Source organism: Pseudomonas sp. PDM09 (genome assembly GCF_014852305.1).
Classification (GTDB): Bacteria; Pseudomonadota; Gammaproteobacteria; order Pseudomonadales; family Pseudomonadaceae; genus Aquipseudomonas.
In genome coordinates, this window is sequence record NZ_JACVBI010000002.1 from 808,428 (window position 1) to 825,242 (window position 16,815).

General features: G+C 60.9%; 11 protein-coding genes and 2 riboswitches. Of the genes, 5 read left to right on the forward strand and 6 right to left on the reverse strand.

The features are described from left to right. Positions 1-327 precede the first annotated feature (327 nt). The gene (locus IB250_RS08365; RefSeq protein WP_192343737.1) at positions 328-1,413 is read left to right on the forward strand and encodes an ABC transporter substrate-binding protein; all 1,086 of its coding nucleotides are present in this window, start codon (positions 328-330) and stop codon (positions 1,411-1,413) included. Between the two features lie 6 nt (positions 1,414-1,419). Here the strand turns inward: IB250_RS08365 and IB250_RS08370 are convergent, their stop codons facing one another. After that, the gene (locus IB250_RS08370) at positions 1,420-1,641 is read right to left on the reverse strand and encodes a DUF2970 domain-containing protein (protein WP_123495032.1); all 222 of its coding nucleotides are present in this window, start codon (positions 1,639-1,641) and stop codon (positions 1,420-1,422) included. Positions 1,642-1,796: 155 nt separating this feature from the next. Further along, the gene (gene metH / locus IB250_RS08375; protein ID WP_192343738.1) at positions 1,797-5,507 is read right to left on the reverse strand and encodes a methionine synthase; all 3,711 of its coding nucleotides are present in this window, start codon (positions 5,505-5,507) and stop codon (positions 1,797-1,799) included. Between the two features lie 155 nt (positions 5,508-5,662). Between metH and IB250_RS08380 the strand changes: the two genes are divergently transcribed. Both IB250_RS08380 and nfuA read left to right on the forward strand, forming a co-directional pair. Next, a complete protein-coding gene (locus IB250_RS08380) occupies positions 5,663-7,948 on the forward strand; it encodes a fatty acid cis/trans isomerase (RefSeq protein WP_192343739.1) in 2,286 nt (761 codons plus the stop codon). 117 nt (positions 7,949-8,065) lie between these two features. Continuing rightward, on the forward strand, positions 8,066-8,650 hold the full coding sequence (gene nfuA / locus IB250_RS08385; protein ID WP_007898222.1) for a Fe-S biogenesis protein NfuA: 585 nt from the start codon (positions 8,066-8,068) through the stop codon (positions 8,648-8,650). Positions 8,651-8,735: 85 nt separating this feature from the next. On the opposite strand, the gene cobM is transcribed toward nfuA, so the two are convergent. From cobM to IB250_RS08405, 4 genes are all read right to left on the reverse strand, one after another. Beyond that, positions 8,736-9,482: a precorrin-4 C(11)-methyltransferase gene (gene cobM, locus IB250_RS08390; protein WP_063340164.1), complete on the reverse strand. Its 747-nt coding sequence runs from the start codon at positions 9,480-9,482 to the stop codon at positions 8,736-8,738. Positions 9,483-9,564: 82 nt separating this feature from the next. Next, positions 9,565-9,978: a cobalamin biosynthesis protein gene (locus tag IB250_RS08395; protein WP_007898224.1), complete on the reverse strand. Its 414-nt coding sequence runs from the start codon at positions 9,976-9,978 to the stop codon at positions 9,565-9,567. Further along, positions 9,975-10,682 carry a CbtA family protein gene (locus IB250_RS08400; RefSeq protein WP_123495028.1) on the reverse strand — a complete coding sequence of 236 codons (708 nt, stop codon included), beginning with the start codon at positions 10,680-10,682 and terminating at the stop codon, positions 9,975-9,977. The genes IB250_RS08395 and IB250_RS08400 overlap by 4 nt, the downstream gene beginning before the upstream one ends. Positions 10,683-10,693: 11 nt before the next feature. Continuing rightward, entirely contained in the window at positions 10,694-10,900 is a 207-nt protein-coding gene (locus tag IB250_RS08405) for a CbtB domain-containing protein (RefSeq protein ID WP_063340162.1), read from the reverse strand. Between the two features lie 120 nt (positions 10,901-11,020). Then, a riboswitch (cobalamin riboswitch) is annotated at positions 11,021-11,249 on the reverse strand. A gap of 213 nt (positions 11,250-11,462) precedes the next feature. Continuing rightward, a riboswitch (cobalamin riboswitch) is annotated at positions 11,463-11,677 on the forward strand. A gap of 99 nt (positions 11,678-11,776) precedes the next feature. Here IB250_RS08405 and cobW point away from each other — a divergent pair. Both cobW and cobN read left to right on the forward strand, forming a co-directional pair. Beyond that, on the forward strand, positions 11,777-12,844 hold the full coding sequence (cobW, locus tag IB250_RS08410; protein WP_192343740.1) for a cobalamin biosynthesis protein CobW: 1,068 nt from the start codon (positions 11,777-11,779) through the stop codon (positions 12,842-12,844). A gap of 3 nt (positions 12,845-12,847) precedes the next feature. Continuing rightward, complete coding sequence (cobN, locus tag IB250_RS08415) at positions 12,848-16,714, forward strand: cobaltochelatase subunit CobN (protein WP_192343741.1); 3,867 nt, start codon at positions 12,848-12,850, stop codon at positions 16,712-16,714. The last annotated feature ends 101 nt before the right edge of the window (positions 16,715-16,815 follow it).

The window sequence follows — 16,815 nt, forward strand, 5'->3', positions numbered from 1 at the left end:
ATGGGGGTAAAACCCACATTTGTGGTGCGGGCAATCATCGTCTTAACTGTGGTCGAGTCTTTATGCAATCACCGATAAAACCGACAAGAGGCGATGCAATGAGCAACCCAACCAAAGCAGGGAAAAGCGATAGCACGGTCGATGCCTGGGCGATTTTGTTCCTGATCATCCTGGTCGTGGGCACAGCGGTGTTCTGGGTCAGTCATCAATAAACGACCCCGTCCGGGCCCGGCGCCGACGATTGTCGGACAAAAGCCGGAATAAGCGCCGTTCCAGAAACTTCGCTGGCTATAATGCGCAGCGGATTTTCGGGGGCTCGGACGTTTAATGTTGAAGTTCATCTGTGGTGTTGTGCTGGCGCTTGGTACGGTCTTGGGACCGTGTGCCCAGGCGGCGTCTGTATTGTTCCTCAATCCCGGAACCACCCAAGAGGTCTTCTGGGTCAGTTATTCGCAGTTCATGCAGGCCGCGGCCAAGAACCTGGGCATGGATTTGCGCATCCAGTATTCCGAGCGAAACGCTGAAACCACACTCAAGCAAGCCCGCGAAGCCCTGCAAGGGCCGACTCGACCGGATTATCTGGTGTTCGTCAACGAACTGTACGTTGCGCCCGAAATCCTGCGCCTGGCTCAAGGCAGCGGTGTGAAGCTGTTTTTGGTCAACAACGGCCTGACCGCAGACCAGATGCGCTTGCTCGGCGCGCAGCCGCAGAAGTATCCCGACTGGTTGGGCAGCCTGGTGCCCAACAATGAGGAGGGCGGCTACTTGATGCTCAAGGAGCTGATTCGCCTGCATCGCCCGGTCGCGCCCGGTCAGGTCATTGATCTCGTGGCCTTCTCCGGCCTGAAGATCACGCCAGCCGCGCAACAGCGTGAGAAGGGCATGATGCGGGCATTGGCCGAACACCCTGAAGTGCGGTTGCGCCAGTTGGTCTATGGCGGCTGGACCCGCGAGCGCGCCTATGAACAGGCCAGGTTATTGTTCAAGCGTTATCCGCAAACGTCGCTGGTCTGGTCGGCCAACGATGAAATGGCCTTTGGTGCCATGCAGGCCTACGCCGAAACGGGCGGCCAACCCGGCAAGGACGCGCTGTTCAGCGCCGTCAATAATTCACCGACTGCGTTACAGGCGCTGTTGGAAGGGCGGTTGAGTGTGCTGATGGGCGGGCACTTCACTCTGGGTGGTTGGGCCTTGGTGCAACTGCATGACTACGATCAGGGCGTGGACGTCAGCCAGTACGGCGGGCGCGACCGGCAGATTCCGTTGTTGCAGCTGATCAATCACGCACAAGCCAAGCGGTTGCTGGCGTTGAGTGCGACTCAGGATTATGGCGTGGATTTCCAGAAGCTCTCGGCCAAGGGGCGGCCGACGTCGTATCGCTACCCGTTCAGCTTGCAATCCCTGATGCACTGAGCCGGTTCAGATACCCGCCAGGTACACCACCAGTTTGACGATGCCAAACAGCGTCAACGCGAACACTGCCGTGAACAGAATCCCCAACATCACGAAATGACTGGGCTTGCCGTGGGTGAAATCCCGGGCGCGGTTCTTCCCGCTCTGCACCCCGAACGCCGCCGCCATCACGCTGTGCAGCATCTGCCAGAAGGTCGGTGGCTTGTTGTTGTCGACTGGATCGTCCATAAATCCCCCGTCACGCATGTGTGAGAGCTAAGCATAGACAATACACCCGAAACCTGTGGGAGCGTGGCTTGCCCGCGATGGACGCGCCGCGGTCTCACAGGGAAACCGCGTCATCGTTCATCGCGGGCAAGCCTCGCTCCCACAGGGGATGGGGGTTAGTTGTCGTAACCCAGGTTAGGCGCCAGCCAACGCTCGGTCACGCTCAATTCCTGACCCTTGCGCGAGGTGTAGCTCTGCACCTGATCCTTGTCGATCTTGCCCACGGCGAAATACTGCGCCTGCGGGTGAGCGAAGTACCAGCCGCTGACCGCCGCCGCCGGGAACATGGCGTAGTGCTCGGTGAGGAACACGCCGCTGCGGCCGGCTTTGAGTTCTTCCGCTTCCGGGTCCAGCAGTTTGAACAGCGTGGCTTTCTCGGTGTGATCCGGGCAGGCCGGGTAGCCTGGAGCAGGGCGGATGCCGGTGTATTGCTCTTTGATCAGCGCCTCGTTGTCCAGCGTCTCGTCCTTGGCGTAGCCCCAGTAGTCTTTACGCACCTGTTGGTGCAGCCACTCGGCACAGGCCTCGGCCAGGCGGTCGGCCAGGGCCTTGACCATGATCGAGTTGTAGTCGTCGCCCGCATCCTGATAGGCCTTGGCCACTTCTTCGGCGCCGATCCCGGCGGTGGTGATGAAGCCCCCCACGTAGTCGGTCACACCGCTATCCTTGGGCGCAACGAAGTCGGCCAGGGAGAAGTTCGGTTTGCCATCGGTCTTGATGATCTGCTGGCGCAAGTGGTGCAGCTTGGCCAATGGCTTGCCGTCATCGCCGTAGACTTCGATGTCATCGTCGCGCACCTGATTGGCCGGCCAGAAACCGAACACCGCACGGGCGCTGATGAGTTTTTCGTCGATCAGCTTGGCGAGCATTTCCTGGGCATCGGCGTACAGCGCGGTGGCGGCTTCACCGACCACTTCATCCTTGAGGATGCGCGGGAATTTACCGGCCAGGTCCCAGGAGATGAAGAACGGCGTCCAGTCGATGTATTCGGCCAGAACTTTAAGGTCGATGTTGTCCAGCACCTTGGCGCCGGTGAACGTCGGTTTGACAGGTTCGTAGCTGCCCCAGTCAAACTGCGGCTTCTTGGCGATGGCCACCGGGTAGCTCAGGCGTTCGGTACGGGCGCTGCGATTGGCAGTGCGCTCGCGAACGTCGATGTATTCCAGGCGAGTCTTCTCGACAAAACCGGCCTTCAGCTCCTTGGACAGCAATTGCGTCGCCACGCCGACGGCGCGGGAGGCGTCGGTGACGTAGATCACCGCGTCGTTGCTGTACTTGGGCTCGATCTTCACCGCCGTGTGCGCCTTGGACGTGGTCGCGCCACCGATCATCAGCGGCAAATGGAAGTCCTGACGCTGCATCTCGCGGGCCACGTGAACCATCTCGTCCAGTGAAGGCGTGATCAAGCCGGACAGGCCGATGATGTCGCATTTCTGTTCTTTGGCGACTTGCAGGATCTTCTCCGCCGGCACCATCACGCCAAGGTCGACGATGTCGTAGCCGTTGCAGCCCAGCACCACGCCGACGATGTTCTTGCCGATGTCGTGTACGTCGCCCTTGACCGTGGCCATCAGGATCTTGCCCTTGGCTTCCGGCTTGTCACCTTTTTCCAGCTCGATGAACGGGATCAAGTGGGCCACGGCCTGCTTCATCACGCGGGCGGACTTCACTACCTGCGGCAGGAACATTTTACCGGCACCGAACAGGTCGCCGACGATGTTCATACCGGACATCAGCGGCCCTTCGATCACTTCGATCGGGCGTGCAAAGGACTGACGCGACTCTTCGGTGTCTTCGACGATGTGGGTGGTAATGCCTTTGACCAGTGCATGTTCCAGACGCTTGTTGACGTCCCAGTTGCGCCACTCTTCGGTCTCGGCTTCCTTGACGCTGCCGTCGCCCTTGTACTTGTCGGCGATGGCGAGGAGGGCGTCGGTGCCTTCCGGGGTGCGGTTGAGGATCACGTCTTCGACGGCGTCGCGCAGCTCGGCCGGAATCTGGTCGTAGATCTCCAGTTGGCCGGCGTTGACGATACCCATGGTCAGGCCATTACGGATCGCATACAGCAGGAACACCGAGTGAATTGCCTCGCGCACCGGGTTGTTGCCACGGAACGAGAACGACACGTTCGACACGCCGCCGGAAGTCAGGGCGTACGGCAGTTCGTCGCGGATGTAGGCGCAGGCGTTGATGAAGTCCACAGCGTAGTTGTTGTGTTCTTCGATACCAGTGGCCACGGCGAAGATGTTCGGGTCGAAAATGATGTCTTCCGGCGGGAAGCCGACTTCGTTGACCAGAATATCGTAGGAGCGTTTGCAGATTTCTTTCTTGCGCGCTTCGGTGTCGGCCTGGCCAGCTTCGTCGAAGGCCATCACCACCACCGCGGCGCCGTAGCGTTTGCACAGTTTGGCGTGATGAATGAATTGCTCGACGCCTTCTTTCATGCTGATCGAGTTGACGATGCCCTTGCCCTGGATGCACTTGAGGCCGGCTTCGATCACTTCCCACTTGGAGGAGTCGATCATGATCGGCACGCGGGAGATGTCCGGTTCACCGGCAATCAGATTGAGGAAGGTCACCATGGCCTTCTTCGAGTCGAGCATCCCTTCGTCCATGTTGATGTCGATCACCTGGGCGCCGGCTTCGACCTGCTGCAGGGCGACTTCCAGGGCTTCGGTGTAGTTGTCTTCACGGATCAGACGGGCGAATTTGGCGGAACCGGTGATGTTGGTGCGCTCGCCGACGTTGACGAACAACGAGCTGCGATCAATGGTGAACGGTTCCAGGCCCGACAGGCGGCAAGCCTTGGGAATGTCCGGAATCTCGCGCGGCGCATAGCCGGCCACCGCTTTGGCGATGGCTTCGATGTGACCCGGCGTGGTGCCGCAGCAGCCGCCGACGATGTTCAGGAAGCCGCTTTGGGCGAACTCTTCGATGACCTTGGCGGTTTGGGCCGGTAGTTCGTCGTACTCGCCGAATTCGTTTGGCAGACCGGCGTTCGGGTGCGCGGAAACGTGGGTGTTGGCCTTGTTCGACAGTTCTTCCAGGTACGGACGCAACTCGCTGGCCCCGAGGGCGCAGTTCAGGCCGACCGAAATCGGTTTGGCGTGGGCCACGGAGTTCCAGAACGCTTCGGTGGTCTGGCCCGACAGGGTGCGGCCGGAGGCATCGGTGATGGTGCCGGAGATCATGATCGGCAACTCGACGCCCAGTTCTTCGAACACGCCTTGCACGGCGAAAATCGCCGCTTTGGCGTTGAGGGTATCGAAGATGGTTTCGATCAGGATCAGGTCGGCGCCGCCTTCGATCAGGCCTTTGGTGGCTTCGGTGTAGTTCTCCACCAGCTCATCGAAGGTCACGTTGCGGTAGCCAGGGTTGTTCACGTCCGGCGACAGCGAGCAGGTGCGGCTGGTCGGGCCGAGTACGCCAGCGACGAAACGCGGCTTGTCCGGGTTCTCGAGAGTTTTCGCATCGGCAATCTTGCGGGCCAGGCGAGCGCCTTCTACGTTCAATTCGTAGGCGAGTTCTTCCATGCCGTAATCGGCCATGGAAATCCGGGTGGCGTTGAAGGTGTTGGTTTCCAGTATGTCGGCGCCGGCGTCCAGATAGGCCTTCTCGATGCCGCCAATCACGTCAGGACGTGTCAGCACCAACAGGTCGTTGTTGCCTTTGACATCGCTCGGCCAGTCGGCGAAGCGTTTGCCACGGTAATCCTGCTCCTCGAGCTTGTAGCTCTGGATCATCGTACCCATGCCGCCATCGAGAATCAGGATGCGCTCTTTGAGGGCGTGCTTGAGAGCTTGAAGGCGAACGCTGCGATCGGACATTTGGACTACTCGGTAAGGCCATGACGAAGGGCCGGAATGATAACAAACCTGTGCGCTTTTGGAGCATGCAGGGGTTTTGCATGAATATCGTTCATGTTGGTGCGCAGGCCAGACCGGTAGAATCGCGGCGTTTTCTCATGATCAGGACCAGGGATATGTCGTATCGCGTCGTCACCAGCCTATTGATGCTGTTTTTAAGCGGGGGCGCCGCTGCGCAAGGTTCGGATATTTCCTACACCCGGGACATTCAACCGATCTTCACCGAAAAGTGCGTGGCCTGCCATGCCTGCTACGACTCCGCCTGTCAGCTCAATCTGGGCAGTGGTGAAGGGGCGGCCCGAGGTGCAACCAAGGCACCCGTTTATGATGGCGAACGCAGACAGGCCGCAGCGCCGACCCGACTGTTTTATGACGCCTTCGGCAAACGCGCCTGGCAGCAAAAAGGCTTTTATTCGGTGCTCGACGCCCAAGGCAGCCAGGCGGCGCTGATGGCGCGCATGCTCGAGCTGGGCCACAAAACGCCGTTGCAACCTAACGCCAAATTGCCGGAAGACATCGTCCTGGGCCTGAACCGGGAGAACATGTGCGCCATGCCGGCGGAGTTCGGCGGCTATGCCAGCGCCCACCCGAAAGAAGGCATGCCGCTGGCGGTCACCGGCCTGACCGATCAGCAATATCAGACATTGCAACGCTGGCTGGCCTCCGGCGCACCGATCGATGAGCAGGGCCTGGTGCCCAGCGCCAGGGAAGCCCTGCAGGTAGTGCAGTGGGAAAACCTGCTCAACGCGCCGGGCGCCCGGGAGAGTCTGGTCGGGCGCTGGTTGTTCGAGCACTGGTTCCTGGCGCACCTCTATTTCAAGGACGGCGAGCCGGGGCATTTCTTTCAGTGGGTACGTTCGCGCACACCGACGGGGCAGCCCATTGATTTGATCAACACTCGCCGCCCGAATGACGATCCGGGCACTCAGGTCTATTACCGTTTATGGCCGGTGCAAGGCGTGATCGTGCACAAGACCCACATCACCTATCCGCTCAGCGCCGCGAAGATGGCGCGGATCAAAAGCCTGTTTTACAACGGCAATTGGCAGGTCAACGCGCTGCCGGGTTATGGGCCGGAACGACGGGCCAATCCGTTCACGACCTTTGAGGCTATCCCGGCTCAGGCGCGTTACCAGTTCATGCTCGATAACGCCGAATACTTTGTGCGCACCTTTATTCGTGGCCCGGTCTGCCGCGGCCAGATCGCCACCGACGTGATTCGCGACAATTTCTGGGCGTTGTTCCAGGCCCCGGAGCATGACCTCTATATCACCGACCCGAATTATCGCGGCCAGGCCACGCCGTTGCTGGCGATGCCAGGGCAGAACGATGATGTTGGCAGTGTCCTGAGCCTGTGGCGCGACTACCGTGACAAACGCAACGAATACGAAGCCTTGCGCCGGGACAGCTACGCCGACCTGCCGGCACCGAGCTGGTCGACCCTGTGGGCCGGCAATGACAACGCTTTGCTGAGTATTTTCCGGCATTTCGACAGCGCCTCGGTGAACAAAGGCCTGATCGGTGACGTCCCGCAAACCATTTGGCTGTTCGATTTCCCGTTGCTGGAACGCACGTATTACCAGTTGGCAGTCAACTTCGATGTATTTGGTAACGTATCCCATCAGGCCCAGACCCGGCTGTACTTCGACCTGATTCGCAATGGTGCCGAGCAGAACTTCTTGCGCTTGATGCCAGCCGACTCGCGGGACGGCTACCTCGACGATTGGTACCAGAACGGCGGCAAGCTCAAGATGTGGCTGGATTACGAGTACATCGACAACGACAAACCCACGGCACTGACGCTGGACGAAAAGGACCCGAAACGCGATTTCGCCCTGCAATTGCTGGCCCGGTACGGCGAACTCAACGCCAACCCCGACCCGATCAACCGCTGCGACGGTGCCTACTGCTCGCGGCCGAACATCGATCTGGCCTTGCAGAACGCCGAACAGGCCTTGAGCCGCCTGACTTCACGTCCGTCTGCGGGGCTGAAGGTCATCGATCAATTGCCAGAAGCCACGATGCTGCGCATCGAGACTCAAAGCGGCAAGCGCGGGGTCTATAGCCTGCTGCGCAACCGGGCCCACAGCAACGTGGCGTTCTTGCTGGGTGAGTCGCGGCGCTATCAGCCGGGGCTCGATACGTTGACGATTTATCCGGGTGTACTCAGCAGCTACCCGAACTTCATGTTCAACATTCCGGCCGGGCAAGTGCCCGCTTTCGTTGATGCGATGGAAACCGCGAAGGACGCTGCCAGTTTCGAGAAAATCGTCGAACGCTGGGGCATTCGCCGCAGCCATCCGCAGTTCTGGCAATATTTCCATGATCTGAGCCGCTACATCCACGACACCGACCCGGTGGAAGAGGGCGTGCTGGACATGAACCGCTACGAGAATCTTTGATGCACGAGGTGCCTGCGCTCCCACATTGGATCAGCTGCGCTTTCCCGACAAAAATACTAGGACTTTGTCCGGCGCGATGATTGGCGTAAACTGCGTCCAAGCCTGCGAGGAGTTTCCATGACCGCTATTACCATTACCGACGCCGCCCACGATTACCTGGCTGATCTGCTCTCCAAGCAGAACACCCCGGGTATCGGCATCCGCGTCTTTATCACCCAGCCTGGCACCCAGTACGCCGAAACCTGCATTGCCTACTGCAAGCCGGGCGAAGAAAAACCTGAAGACACGGCGCTGGGGCTCAAAAGCTTCACCGCTTACATCGACTCGTTCAGCGAAGCATTTCTGGACGATGCGGTAGTCGACTACGCCACCGACCGCATGGGCGGCCAACTGACCATCAAGGCGCCAAACGCCAAAGTACCGATGGTCAACGCCGACAGCCCGGTCAACGAGCGCATCAACTACTACCTGCAAACCGAGATCAACCCGGGGCTGGCCAGTCACGGCGGTCAGGTTAGCCTGATCGATGTGGTTGAAGACGGCATTGCCGTGCTGAAATTCGGCGGCGGTTGCCAGGGCTGCGGCCAGGCAGACGTCACCCTGCGCGAAGGCATCGAGCGCACCTTGCTCGAGCGTATTCCCGAGCTCAAGGGTGTTCGTGACGTGACCGACCATACGCAGAAAGAAAACGCCTACTACTAAGGTGTTCGCTGCGACATAAAAAAACGGTGCCCGTGAGCACCGTTTTTTTTTGATCATTCCCACGCTCTGCGTGGGAACGATCATCTCAGGGTCTGTAGAGGTGCGCATGCCCCGCGCGATACAACGATGATTCACTGAAGTGATCGCTACCCAACACCCGACCCACCAGAATCAGCGCCGTCCGGCGAAATCCCTTGGCTTGAACCTTCCCGGCAATATCCGCCAGCGTCCCCACCACCCAGTCCTGATCCGGCCAGGTTGCCCGATGAATCACCGCGATCGGGCAATCGGCGCCGTAGTGCGGCAGCAATTCAGCAAGGATTTTCTCCAGATGATTAACCCCCAAGTGGATCGCCATGGTCGCCCCATGCTGCGCCAGACTGCCCAGTTCTTCACCGGCCGGCATGGCGGTCTTGTCGGCGTAGCGGGTCAGAATCACGCTTTGTGACACGTCCGGCAGGGTCAGTTCAGCACCCAAAAGCGCCGCGCAGGCGGCGGTGGCTGTGACGCCGGGAATGATTTCGAAAGGGATGTCGAGTTCACGCAAGTAGCGAATCTGCTCGCCAATCGCCCCGTACAGGCTCGGATCGCCGGAGTGCACCCGGGCTACGTCTTGGCCGTTGGCATGGGCGGTCTTGATCAGCTCGATGATCTGTTCCAGGTGCAATTCGGCGCTGTTGACCACCTGTTCGGCGCGGTGGCCGTCCAGTACAGCGGCGGGGACCAGGGAGCCTGCATAGATGATGACCGGGCAGCTACGAATCAGCCGCTGGCCTTTGACGGTGATCAGTTCCGGGTCGCCGGGGCCTGCGCCAATGAAGTAGACGGTCATCGTCGTTTCCTGTCAGAAAAAGGGTATGGGCACGCTTCAGATGAAGATTGCTCATGATCGATGGCGAGGATTATCGGAGATTTTACGCGGCACTGGCCAATGCGAGGGTAGCCTGGGCGTATTTTTGTCGTGGAATCAGCAACTTTGCCGGTGCCTGAGCCAATTGTTCGGCCAGTGCCAGCGCGGCACTTTCCGCTACGCCGTAACAGCCGGTGCGTTCGAACGCGATGTCCGAGTGGTGGCTGAGTTGCGGTTCATAACCGGCCAATTGTTCGCTGCTGAAATACATCAACGGCAATGCCAGTTGTTCGGCCAGTTCGATCAGGGCGGGTTCTTCGCGCTTCAGGTCGATGCTGGCCAAGGCCTTGATCTCACGAAGCTCGATTTGATGGGCCTGTAATGCCTGATCAAGCAGCGCCCGCAGCGTGCTGACGGGGCAGCCGCGCTGGCAGCCCAGGCCGACCACCAGGGTCGGCGCTGCGCTTACGTCAGTCATGCGGAGTATTGGCCATCGCTTTTGCGGCGGAACAACCAGGCGCTGATCAGGCCCAGGGCCAGCCAGAACGCCATGTTGGTCAGCTGCGAAGCGATTTTGAACTGCGCTTCCAGGGCTTGCGGCGCGAGCATCGAATGGACTTCCGGTTGCGGCGCGCCAATCACATGAGGCACGGCCAGGATTGCCACTCCAAGGATCTTCATCAGCCAGTGGCGGCTGAATGCGATCAGCGCGATGCCGACTGCTGTGGATGCGGCGGTGCCAATCCACCAGATCTGCCGTTGCGCCAGATCCGCCGCGGCAGTACCCGGCAGTTCAGGTGGCAGGCCGAGGGTGGGCGCCAGCACGAACGTCGCATAACCGGCCAGACCCCAGAGCAAGCCCTGAGAGGTACGGCGTGGAGCGCGCAAGGTGTAGAGGCCCGCGAGCATCAGGGCGAAACCGACCGCCACCACCAGATTGCCGCCGGTGGTCGACAGCACGCGCTGCCAGCCGTCTTCCGGCTCCCAGGCTTCGGCATCGTGGGTGTGAGCGGTGACAGCTCCCGCGGCGTGCTCGTGGATTTCAACCGCGGCAGGCTCAGATTTTTCGTAGGTCTCGGCCTGCAGAATCAGCGGAGCCACCCAGAAGCTTTGCAGCAGGGTCAGCAGCAGGGCGGCCAGCAGCCCGGTGAAACCTGCGGTTTGCGCGATACGCTTGATCATGTCAGCAGGTCTCAATGGCACGGGAATGCGGCGCTGTGACGGGTATCGTGCGCGGCGTTGTGTACCGCTTCGATGTGCGAGAAACCGGCGAAATACACAAGGCTGGCGCCAAGAATCGACGCACAAAAAGCGGCGGTCAGGCGTTGGCTCAGGGTAGTGGTGGTGCTGATCGTGCTCTTTTTATCGGTGTTGCTGGCGGTGCTGCTGATGATCGACATGGCGCTTCCCTCTGGTCTGTCAGCGGGTGAATAGAGCGCATGAAAACCTCCGTACGCCGGGGCACGCAGAGATTTCGAACAGCGCCCGCCCACCGCGGGTTTGTTATTCAGTGAACGTAAGAGTCACTTTGTGTTGCGGGCCGGTCTCCGGGCTCGCGAGGGGCAGGGCTTGTGCCCAAACCTGCAAGCATCACCTTCCCATGCCGTATGACGGGCACAGTGGATTTGACGCTTCACTCGCTTACCGTTGCGGGGGCAGCACCGGACTGACATGGCTTTAGAGTAAAGCACATGATTCACCGGTTTCCCGTTTCACCCTGTGAAGGGCACCCGTAACAAGGCGTGTAGGAGAGCATGGGCGGGGGTTGGGCGTCAATTGGCATGGGTTCTCGTTTGAGTTGATCGTTCCCACGCTCTATGTGGGAATGCAGCCCGGGACGCTCTGCGTCCCTTTCACAGCCGAACGCGGAGCGTCCGTTGAGGCATTCCCACGCAGAACGTGGGAACGATCATCAAGTGATCGCATTCACCTATAGGACATTGACCCGCCCACACACGATGCGTAGCCTTGCGCTTTCGAGGTTCTTCGGCGTCTGCCGAAGCTAAGAAGGGAACGCGGTCGATGCCGCGGCTGCCCCCGCAACTGTGAACGGTGATGTTCGCTGCCACGCCACTGCAAGCCCTGATCCATCAGGTTCGCGGGAAGGCGCAGCAAACGCCAGTCGAACGATTGGCACACCGTCAGCCAGGAGACCTGCCTCGATACAGATTCTCACTACAACCGGGCGGGGTGATCCGGTGGCGAACTCTTCAGGCACGCGCGCCGCGTCGCCGGTCGTCGTCCCGTATGCCCGCCACCTTGCCAAAGGGCATCCGATGAAAACACTGGCCAAACTCCCCGTCACCATCGTTACCGGCTTCCTCGGCTCGGGCAAAACTACCTTGCTGCGCCACATGCTCGACAACGCCCAGGGCCGTCGCATCGCGGTGATCGTCAACGAGTTCGGCGAGCTGGGCATCGACGGCGAAATCCTCAAGCAGTGCTCGATCGGTTGCACCGAAGAAGAAGCCAACGGCCGCGTTTACGAACTGGCCAACGGCTGCCTATGCTGCACGGTTCAGGAAGAATTCTTCCCGGTGATGCGCGAACTGGTGGCCCGTCGTGGCGACCTCGACCACATCCTGATCGAAACGTCGGGCCTGGCCCTGCCGAAGCCTTTGGTTCAAGCCTTCCAGTGGCCAGAAATCCGCAGCGCCTGCACGGTTGACGCGGTGATCACCGTGGTCGACAGCCCGGCCGTCGCTGCTGGTACCTTCGCTGCGTTCCCGGACCAGGTCGATGCCCAGCGCAAACTCGACCCGAACCTGGACCACGAATCGCCGCTGCACGAACTGTTCGCCGACCAACTGGCCAGCGCCGATCTGGTGATCCTCAACAAGGCCGACCTGATCAGCGCCGCAGACCTGGCCCGCGTGCGCCTGGAAGTCGCCGAAGAACTGCCGCCAGCGGTGAAAGTCATCGAGGCCAGCAGCGGTCGTCTGCCACTGGACGTGCTGATCGGCCTCGGTGCCGGCTCCGAAGAACACATCGACAGCCGCCACAGCCATCACGATCATCACCATGAAGGCGAAGACGATCACGATCATGACCATGACGCGTTCGATTCCATCTCCATCGAGCTGCCACAAGCCGACGAAAGCCTGCTGATGGACGCGCTGACGCAACTGGTGGTCCAGCACGGCATCCTGCGGGTCAAAGGTTTCGCGGCGGTACCGAACAAGCCGATGCGCCTGTTGATCCAGGGTGTGGGCACACGTTTCGACAAACACTTCGACCGTCAGTGGGGCGCCGAAGAGGCACGCAGCACCCGTCTGGTATTGATCGGTCAGGCGCTGGACGCCGTTCAACTCGAAGCGCAATTGCGCGCTGCGCTCAGCGTTTAAACCATGCACCTGCTCAGGACCCAGCCCGGCGGTTTCGTGTCGGATGACAACATTGCCGACCTTGGACAAACCCCCGCCGAGCTGGTGATCCTGTGCAGCGGCGATTCCAGCCTGGCGTTGCTTGCCGAAGCGGCGCAACAGTTGCCCGACGATTTCCCGAGCGTACGCCTGGCCAATCCGATGCAGGTGCAGAATCACGCCTCGGTCGATCTCTATGTCGATGAAGTGCTGCGCCACGCCAAGGTAATTCTGATCTCGCTGCACGGCGGCATCGCCTATTGGCGTTACGGCATCGAGCGTCTGGTGGAATTGTCCGAGCGCGGCGTGCAGCTGATTCTGGTGCCGGGGGACGATCGCCCGGACCCGGAACTCAGTGACCTGAGCACCGTAACCGCGCAAGACCGCGACCGGCTCTGGCACTTCCTGCGTCAGGGCGGCATGGCCAACGCGCTCGACCTGTTTCGCTGCCTCGCCAGTCGTTGGCTGGATCGCGACTACTCATGGTCCGAGCCGAAAACCCTGCCACGCACGGCGATTTACCATCCGCACAAAAGCCCCGCTGAGTTGAGCGATTGGCAAGCCGACTGGCAAGCTGATCAGCCGGTGGCGGCGGTGCTGTTTTACCGCTCGCATTTGCAGGCGGCGAACACCGGTTTCATCGATATTTTCTGCCAGCGTTTGCAGGCGGCGGGGTTGAACCCGTTACCGATTGCACTGGCCAGTTTGAAAGAGCCCGGCTGCCTGACGGTGGTTGAGGACATGCTGGATGAAGTCGAAGCGGGGGTGATTCTCAACACCACCGGTTTCGCCCAGTCCAGCCCCGAAGCGCCGCATCTGCGACCGTTTCGCCGCAACATTCCAGTGATTCAAGCGATCTGCGCCCAGGACAATGAACCCGGTTGGCGCGCCAGCGAACAAGGCCTCGGTCCCCGCGACCTGGCGATGCACATCGCGCTGCCGGAGCTGGACGGGCGGATCATCAGCCGGCCGATCAGTTTCAAGGACCTGGCCTGGCGCAGCGAGCGCAGTCAGTCAGACGTGGTCTGCTACCGGCCGCAACCTGAGCGCATGGATTTTGTCGCCGAACTGGCGCGGCGCTGGATCGATCTGGCGCGGGTGCCTAACGGCGAAAAACGCATCGCCCTGATTCTCGCCAACTACCCGACTCGCGATGGGCGTATCGGCAACGGCGTCGGCCTCGATACTCCGGCTGCGGCGTTGAACATCCTCCGAGCGCTGCACGCTGAAGGTTATCCGCTACCGGTTGAATTGCCGGACAGCGGCACCGCGCTGATCCAGCAATTGCTCGGCGGCGTCAGCAACGACCTCGATACCCTCGACCAGCGTCCCTGTCATCAAAGCCTCGCGCTGGACGACTACAACCTGATGTTCAACGCGCTGCCCGAGACCAATCGCCAAGCCGTGCTGGAGCGCTGGGGCGCGCCCGAAAACGATCCAATGTTCCGTGGCGGGCGAATGATGATCGCCGGCTTGCGTTTCGGCCTTACCTTCGTCGGCATTCAACCGGCCCGGGGTTATCAGGTTGACCCGAGCGCGGTCTATCACGACCCGGACCTGGTGCCGCCTCACGGTTATCTGGCGTTCTACTTCTGGTTGCGCAACACCTACGGCGCTCACGGCGTGATCCATGTGGGCAAGCACGGCAACCTCGAATGGCTGCCGGGCAAGGGCGTCGGGTTGTCGGAAAACTGCTGGCCGGATGCGTTGCTCGGACCGCTGCCGAACATCTATCCGTTCATCGTCAACGACCCGGGCGAGGGCGCCCAGGCCAAACGCCGCACCCAAGCGGTGATCATCGATCACCTGATGCCGCCGCTGACCCGCGCCGAAACCTACGGTCCGCTGCGCAATCTCGAATTGTTGGCCGACGAATATTACGAAGCACAATTGCTCGATCCGCGCCGCGCCCGGGAACTGCAGCGCGACATTCTGCAATTGGTGCGCGACACGCACATCGACCGTGAACTGCAACTGGACGAGAAACTCGACAGCGATGCCGATGCGGCGATCTGGTTGCCGCGCCTGGACACGTACCTGTGCGACTTGAAGGAGTCGCAGATCCGCGACGGCCTGCACGTGTTTGGCGAGTCGCCAGTGGGGCGGTTGCGCATCGATACCTTATTGGCCTTGCTGCGTATTCCTCGCGGCGATGGACGAGGGGCGCAATCGAGCTTGCTGCGGGCGCTGGCCAAGGCGTTTGCGTTGGGTTTCGATCCGCTGGATTGTGCGTTGGCCGAGCCGTGGACCGGACCACGTCCCGTGGAACTGCAATCGCTTAACGATGAACCCTGGCGCACCGTCGGGGATACCCGTGAGCGCCTGGAGTTGTTCGCCACTCAACTGATTTCGCACACGTTGAACCAGCCTCAAGCCCAACCCGGCCCCTGTGGGAGCGGGCTTGCTCGCGAAAGCGGAGTGTCAGTCGACATTGATTTGCCTGATACACCACTTTCGCGAGCAAGCCCGCTCCCACAGGAGGCAGATTGGTCGGAAGTGAGTGCGATCATCAACAGCCTGCGCGAAGTCGTTGCCCCGCGTCTGGACGCCTGCGGCCCGGCGGAAATGCGCGGCCTGCTGGACGCCCTCAGTGGTCGATTCGTCCCGGCCGGGCCTAGCGGCGCGCCGAGTCGCGGCCGTCTGGACGTGCTGCCTACCGGGCGCAATTTCTATTCGGTGGATGTGCGCAACCTGCCGACCACCACCGCGTGGCGCATCGGTTTTCAGTCCGCGAACCTGATTCTTGAGCGGCACTTGCAGGACCACGGCGATCACTTGCGGCAGCTCGGTCTGTCGGTTTGGGGCACCGCGACCATGCGCACCGGCGGCGATGATATCGCCCAGGCTATGGCGCTGATGGGCGTGCGTCCGGTCTGGGCGACTGGCAGCCAGCGGGTCGACGATTTCGAGATTCTGCCGTTGAGTTTGCTGGACCGTCCACGGGTGGACGTGACCTTGCGCGTCTCCGGATTTTTCCGCGATGCCTTTGCCAACCTGATCCGGCTGTTCGACGCCGCCGTGCAAGCGGTCGCCGCACTGGATGAGCCGGACGATCTCAACCCGTTGGCGGCCAAGGTCCGCGCCGAGCGGCAAGCGTTGCTGGAATCCGGTCTGGATGAAGACGCTGCGCGGCGGCAGGCCGGCTGGCGCATCTTCGGGGCCAAACCGGGTGCTTATGGAGCAGGCGTGCAGGGCGCCATCGATGGTCGTCTGTGGCAAAGCCGCGACGACCTGGCTGAGGTTTACCTGAACTGGGGCGGCTACGCTTACGGCGGCTCTGACGAAGGCACCGCCGCCCGCGAACAGTTCGCCCAGCGTCTGAGCCAGGTGCAGGCAGTGCTGCAAAACCAGGACAACCGTGAACACGACTTGCTCGATTCCAACGACTATTACCAGTTCCAGGGAGGCATGCTGGCGGCTGTCGAAAGCCTCAGTGGTGAAGCAGCGGCCAGTTATCACGGAGACCACAGTCAGCCGGATTTGCCGAAGATTCGCACGTTGAAGGAAGAGCTGAACCGGGTGATCCGTTCCCGGGCGGCCAATCCGAAATGGATCGACGGGGTCAAGCGTCATGGCTATAAAGGCGCGTTCGAACTGGCGGCGACGGTCGATAACCTGTTTGCGTTCGACGCCACGACGCAGTTGATCGACGATCACCAATATGCGTTGCTGGCGGACGCCTATTTGCTCGATCCAGCGACCCGGGAGTTTGTCCGCGAACACAATCCCCATGCCTTGCGCGACATGACCGAACGCATGCTCGAAGCGCAGCAGCGGGGGATGTGGAAAGAGCCGGGCGAGTACCGCGAGGCGCTGGAGAATTTGTTGCTGGACATAGAAGAAGACGGGTAGTGCGCTTAAACCTGTGGGAGCGGGCTTGCTCGCGAATGCGATGGGTCATTCAATATTGATGTTGGCTGACACACCGCCTTCGCGAGCAAGCCCGCTCCCAC